General features: G+C 68.2%; 4 protein-coding genes and 1 pseudogene. 3 read left to right on the top strand and 2 right to left on the bottom strand.

All coding sequences use genetic code 11. The features are described 5' to 3' along the window. The 3 genes and pseudogenes from PHQ87_RS15560 to ruvC all read left to right on the top strand — a co-directional run. Positions 1-188 (top strand): annotated as a pseudogene (locus tag PHQ87_RS15560) (energy transducer TonB); the annotation flags it as partial. Further along, entirely contained in the window at positions 185-931 is a 747-nt protein-coding gene (gene mtgA, locus PHQ87_RS15555; RefSeq protein WP_300236384.1) for a monofunctional biosynthetic peptidoglycan transglycosylase, read from the top strand. The pseudogene PHQ87_RS15560 and the gene mtgA, both read left to right, overlap by 4 nt. Positions 932-953: 22 nt before the next feature. After that, complete coding sequence (gene ruvC / locus PHQ87_RS15550; protein WP_300236381.1) at positions 954-1,502, top strand: crossover junction endodeoxyribonuclease RuvC; 549 nt, start codon at positions 954-956, stop codon at positions 1,500-1,502. A 30-nt stretch (positions 1,503-1,532) separates the two neighbouring features. Here the strand turns inward: ruvC and PHQ87_RS15545 are convergent, their stop codons facing one another. Together PHQ87_RS15545 and lpxC are read right to left on the bottom strand one after the other, a co-directional pair. Then, entirely contained in the window at positions 1,533-1,709 is a 177-nt protein-coding gene (locus PHQ87_RS15545; protein WP_300236378.1) for a hypothetical protein, read from the bottom strand. Positions 1,710-1,733: 24 nt separating this feature from the next. Next, the gene (gene lpxC, locus PHQ87_RS15540) at positions 1,734-2,657 is read right to left on the bottom strand and encodes a UDP-3-O-acyl-N-acetylglucosamine deacetylase (protein WP_300236375.1); all 924 of its coding nucleotides are present in this window, start codon (positions 2,655-2,657) and stop codon (positions 1,734-1,736) included. Positions 2,658-2,917: the final 260 nt, after the last annotated feature.

Here is a 2,917-nt window from a genome sequence, read left to right as displayed (position 1 = left end):
ACACCGAGGTGGCGCTGCCCTCGGGCAACCGGGCACTCGACGCGCGCGCGCAGGCGATCGTGCGCAGCCTGCAGTTCGGCCGCTTCAACGAGGCCATGCGCCGCCGTGCCGACCAGATCGTGGTGGTCTCGCGCTTTCGCTTCACCCGCGAAGCGGGCCTGCAGGCGCAACTGAGTGCAGAGCCATGAAACCACTGCTGCGCTGGTTGCTTTGGGTCGTGCTGGCCGGCCTGGCTCTGCAGCTGTTCTTCCTCGGGCGTATCGCCCTGATGGCGGTCGTCGACCCGCAGAGCACGGCCTTCATGCGCTCGGAAGCCTGGCGCATCGCGCATGCCAGCATGACCGGCGATGCGAAGTGGCGCTGGTCCGTCCGGTGGCGCGATTACGACCAGCTCGGCACGCCCATCAAACGCGCCGTCATGGCCTCCGAAGACGCCAGCTTCACGCGCCACGGCGGCGTGGACTGGCGTGCCATCGAGCAGGCCTGGAAGCGCAACGAGCGTCGCCAGGCGCAGGCCGAGCAGCGTGCCGCCCGCCAGCCGGGAACGGCCACCCGGCCGGTCAGGATCATGGGCGGTTCGACCATCACCCAGCAACTGGCCAAGAACCTCCTGCTCTCGGGCGAGCGGCACTTTCTGCGCAAGGGCCAGGAGCTGGTGCTCACGCTGATGCTGGAAGCCCTGCTGGACAAGCGACGCATTCTGGAGATCTACCTCAACAGCGTCGAGTGGGGCGAGGGCGTTTTCGGTGCCGAGGCCGCCTCCCAGCGCTATTTCGGCAAGCCGGCCGCCCGGCTCAGTTCGTCCGAAGCCGCCCGCCTGGCCGTGATGCTGCCGTCGCCCAAGTTCTTCGAGACGCGCCGCAACTCGGCCTATCTGGCACGGCGCACCGCCACCATCGTCGCGAACATGCGCGCGGTGGCCATCCCCTGAACCGCCCGGAAAGGCTGACGACGTGCGCATCCTCGGCATCGACCCCGGCCTGCAATGCACGGGCTTTGGCGTCATCGACACCGAAGGTGCCGCCATGCATTACGTGGCCAGCGGCACGATCCAGACCAGCCCGAAGGACGGCGCCCTGCTGCCTGCGCGCCTGAAGACCCTGTTCGATGGCATCGGCGAGGTGGTCCGGCGCTACCAGCCCGATGGCGCCGTCTGCGAGATCGTGTTCGTCAACGTCAACCCGCAAGCCACCCTGCTGCTGGGGCAGGCGCGGGGCTGCTGCGTCACGGCCCTCGTGGCCAACGGCCTGCCGGTGGCCGAGTACACCGCACTGCAGTTGAAAAAGGCCGTCGCCGGCCACGGACGTGCCACCAAGCCGCAGATCCAGGAAATGGTGCGCCGCCTGCTGCAACTGCCTGGCCTGCCCGGCAAGGACGCCGCCGACGCCCTGGGCCTGGCGATCACCCACGCCCAGGTCAGCCGCACGACCGCGGCCATGAACCGGGTGACCGCCTTGCAGGCGCGCACGCACGCCGCCTACAAGTCGGGGCGGGTGTACTGACACGGACGCCCGGTGCGGGACCGGGCGCGCTCACAGGATGCGCTCGAGCACCAGCACGCCAAAGAAACCCAGCGCCGCCAGCACCGTCCACTTGAGAATGACCAGCCCCCACCGCCGGTAGCGGACCTGGCCGGTACCGATGTAGAAGGCAAAACAGGCACCTGCCGCCAGCAGCAGGAAAAAAATGGTCCAGCGGAACAGCAGCATGGGAAGCCGGGGCGCCGCGCCTGCTTACCAGGCCGGTGCCAGTTGGGCAAAGCCCCGGGGGGCGTCGCGGTCACGCTCGAAGCTGACGATCTCCCAGGCGTCGGGCTGGGCCAGCAGGGCGCGCAGAAGCTGGTTGTTCATCGCATGGCCGCTGCGAAAGGCGCTGTAGGCCGCCAGCAGCGGTTTGCCCACGATGTACAGATCACCGATGGCATCGAGGATCTTGTGCTTGACGAACTCGTCCTGGTAACGCAAACCTTCGGCGTTGAGCACCTTGACGTCGTCCATCACGATGGCGTTGTCCAGTCCGCCGCCCAGGGCCAGGCCGTGCGAGCGCATCATCTCCACGTCGCGCGTGAAACCGAAGGTGCGTGCCCGCGCGATCTCGCGCGCGTAGCGGCCGCTGCCCATGTCGAATTCGACCCGCTGGCCGGTGGAGTTGACCGCCGGGTGGTCGAACTCGATCTCGAAGCTGAGCTTGTAGCCATGAAAAGGCTCGAGCCGCGCCCACTTGAGGTTGGCGCCCTCGCCTTCACGCACCTCGACCGGCTTGCGCACACGCAGGAAGCGCTTGGGTGCGTTCTGCACCACGATGCCGGCGCTTTGCAGCAGGTACACGAACGAGGCCGACGAGCCGTCGAGGATGGGTACCTCCTCGGCCGTGATGTCGATGTAGAGGTTGTCCAGCCCGAGGCCGGCACAGGCGCTCATCAGGTGCTCGATGGTGTGCACCTTGACACCACCGCTGGAGACGGTCGAGGCCAGGCGCGTGTCCGACACGGCGTCGGCATTGACCGGGATGTCCACCGGCTCGGGCAGGTCCACACGCCGGAACACGATGCCGGTGTCCGGCGCCGCCGGCCGCAGCGTCAACTCCACGCGCTGACCGCTGTGCAGGCCGACACCCACCGCCTTGGTCAGGGATTTGAGCGTACGTTGAGCGAGCATCTTTCTATTGTAAGTTTTCGGCCCTGACCCCGGTGCAGATAATGCCTATCCCGGCCATTGACCGAGCCGCGTCAGGGGCACAGGAGCCCCCCGGGCGCAGCGAGAACCGGGGCAAGAAAGCCCCGGGGCAGCGAGGGTCCGGCTCCGCCGGCCCAAGCTGCCGTCCCCCCTCCGGCGCCGCCAGGCGCCAGAGAGGGGGAAGCCGCGTCAGCGGCGCAGGGGGGTGCCCCCCTCTCTCAGTCTGCCTGCTTGCGCAGGAA

It is taken from the genome of Hydrogenophaga sp. (assembly GCF_028698005.1).
Classification (GTDB): domain Bacteria; phylum Pseudomonadota; class Gammaproteobacteria; order Burkholderiales; family Burkholderiaceae_C; genus Hydrogenophaga.
Note: the sequence above shows the minus strand (reverse complement) of the source record. Positions and strands in the feature narration are given on the sequence as shown.